The sequence below is a fragment of the Okeania sp. SIO2F4 genome (genome assembly GCF_010672385.1).
Taxonomy (GTDB): Bacteria; Cyanobacteriota; Cyanobacteriia; order Cyanobacteriales; family Microcoleaceae; genus Trichodesmium.
This window is the reverse complement of sequence record NZ_JAAHGT010001167.1, coordinates 1-2,557: the sequence shown is the minus strand read 5'-3', so window position 1 is coordinate 2,557 and position 2,557 is coordinate 1. Positions and strand designations below refer to the sequence as shown.

The window sequence follows — 2,557 nt, the reverse complement described above, 5'->3', positions numbered from 1 at the left end:
TAAATAAAATTAATTATTATTCACAAATTATCAATCTATTACCTCTTTTATAGAAATGTCTAATAGTTTCCAAATGAGTTCTATAGATACTCAAGATACTCAACAAAATAGTTGTCTGTTTTTTTTGATGAGATAGAATATAATTTATACCCTTCCTGGCTGGATCAAAGTATGATTTTAGAGGAGTCAGGAGTCAGGACTCTCAGATTTATACTCAGTTACAAAATTATCAAACTATGAGTAAGAAAGAAAGTAGCACATAATATCTAATTAAAATAGAGAAGAATAGTATAATTCGTCTCAAGCCACAACAGTATATTCATGTTCTTGACAATAATACTGGTGTCACCAGACTAGAAATAGGCCCTCAAACCATTACCCTGGGAGATACAGAAAGGTTAGTCTTACAACCAAAACTGACAATTGTAGTTCCACCTCGCCATTATTGTGTAGTCGCTAACCCTGTTTTAAGAAATAGTGCCGGTCAACTTGTAGCTGATAACTACGGTCAAATTAGATTCAAATATGGCGATCGTGAAATTCGCTTTGCTCAAGACCCTTTCCCACTATGTCCAGGAGAAATACTCGAAGAAGATGTTACTCAACTACAGGTAGTTGAGACAAACCAAGCACTGGCCTCAAAGCAATACGAGATTTTACCAACACAGTCACTCTTGATGGAGAATCTCAAACCGTCATTCGTACTACAGGGGATGAATGGTTATTTGAGGGGCCGGGAACTTACACCCCAAGGGTAGAAGTTGAAGTTATAGATGTAGTTACTGCTAAAATAATTAAACCTAACCAAGCCTTACGACTCCTGGCAAGACAAAATTGTATAGACCGTCAAGGTAATAGACGTAGAGCTGGGGAAGAATGGTTGGTCAGGGAAGAAGGTGCTTATTTGCCTGGAGTAGATGAAGAAATTGTCGATACTATTAATGCCTATGTATTAACCGAACTCCAAGCACTACACTTAAAAGCAAAACGCACCTTCACTGATATTTTTGGTCAGCAACGCAAAGCGGGAGATGAATGGTTAGTTACTTTTGCAGATGCTGAAATTCATATTCCCGACGTTTATGAAGAAGTAGTGGGGGAAGTCGAAATTACTACTTTGAGCGATCGCGAATGGTGCATAGTTATTAATCCTATAGATACCGATGGTAAACCCCAGTGGGGTACCAAAGAAGTACGCCAGGGTAGAATATCCTTTTTTCTACACCCTGGTGAATATTTAGAAACAGAATTCTCCTTTGGTGAATCGCAGTCGGGTACGAAAGAAGTACGTCAGGGTAGAACATCCTTTTTTAGGGAAAGTTCACCCCACGCGGAGGGTACTTATCCCAAAACCAAACAGTGATGAGAAAAGACCGTTAGGAATACCGACAATACATGAGCGTGCTTTACAAACGTTAGTAAAACTAGCGTTGGAACCAGAGTGGGAAGCAAAATTTGAACCAAACAGTTATGGATTCCGACCAGGACGCTCATGTCACGATGCTATTGAAGCAATTTTCAATAGTATTAGATATAAAGCCAAATATGTGCTTGATGCGGATATTGCTAAATGTTTCGACCGCATCAACCACGATACCCTGCTCAAAAAGTTAAACACATTTCCCAAAATAAAACGAGTCATCAAGAAATGGCTCAAAGCAGGATATGTAGATAACCAAGGCACTCTATTCCCTACCACAGAAGGAACGCCACAGGGAGGAACAATTTCTCCTCTACTCGCAAATATAGCCCTACATGGTATGGATATTGGATTATGGAGTATGCGGATACACTAAAAGGAGGCAAACGAGACAATCGTAAGTCTCTAAAGCTCATCCGATATGCAGACGATTTCGTGATACTCCATGAGGATATGGCAATAGTCCAAGAATGCCAAAAGGTAATAGAAGACTGGCTAAAAGACATGGGTCTGGAGTTAAACAAAAGCAAAACAAATAAGAGAAATTATGACTCTAAGATGAGAGCGGTACTTCAGCAAAAAGCCTCGAAAGGCACTCGCAGTAGTCGAAGGAGATGTCGGGAATTACAGCAACGGTTATCGGGTAAAGAACGACGCTTTCAGAAACATATTAATCACGAAATTGCAACTTATTTAGTCAAGAAGGCAGCGACTAATGAGACTTCCATTGCCATTGAAGATTTAACAAATATTAGAACTAGAACTAATCAAAAGCCTAGAAGTAAGAAAGAACGAAGATTATCAAATAATTGGGCGTTTTATCAGTTCCGTATGTTTCTTACTTATAAGTGTGTGTTGCATGGAGTGAAACTAATATTAGTTAATCCAGCAGATACCAGCCAAACTTGTCATAAATGTTTGCATATTCATCCTACAAAAGGTAAATCATATAGGAATGGTAAGGATTATCATTGCAAACATTGTGGATGGAAAGGTGATGCTGATTATAATGGTGCAAAAAATATAGCTGCTTTGGGGTTGTCTGTAAACCAGCCTGGAGGCTCCTGGTTATACTGTATCGTTGGTAGTCCCTACCTAAAAAGACAACTGACTATCTGGGATATGCTAGAGGGCTAA

General features: G+C 39.0%; 3 protein-coding genes and 1 pseudogene. All 4 read left to right on the top strand.

Annotation, left to right across the window (positions count from 1 at the left end):
• Positions 1-269: 269 nt before the first annotated feature.
• The 4 genes and pseudogenes from F6K22_RS38420 (at position 270) to F6K22_RS38400 (ending at position 2,557) form a co-directional block, all read left to right on the top strand.
• Complete coding sequence (locus tag F6K22_RS38420) at positions 270-758, top strand: hypothetical protein (protein WP_363275348.1); 489 nt, start codon at positions 270-272, stop codon at positions 756-758.
• Positions 647-1,363 carry a hypothetical protein gene (locus F6K22_RS38410; RefSeq protein WP_483244201.1) on the top strand — a complete coding sequence of 239 codons (717 nt, stop codon included), beginning with the start codon at positions 647-649 and terminating at the stop codon, positions 1,361-1,363. The genes F6K22_RS38420 and F6K22_RS38410 overlap by 112 nt, the downstream gene beginning before the upstream one ends.
• Positions 1,317-1,954, top strand: a pseudogene (locus F6K22_RS38405) (reverse transcriptase/maturase family protein); the annotation flags it as partial. The gene F6K22_RS38410 and the pseudogene F6K22_RS38405, both read left to right, overlap by 47 nt.
• 24 nt (positions 1,955-1,978) lie before the next feature.
• Positions 1,979-2,557 (top strand): RNA-guided endonuclease InsQ/TnpB family protein, encoded by a 579-nt coding sequence (locus F6K22_RS38400; protein WP_363275346.1) that lies wholly within the window; start codon positions 1,979-1,981, stop codon positions 2,555-2,557.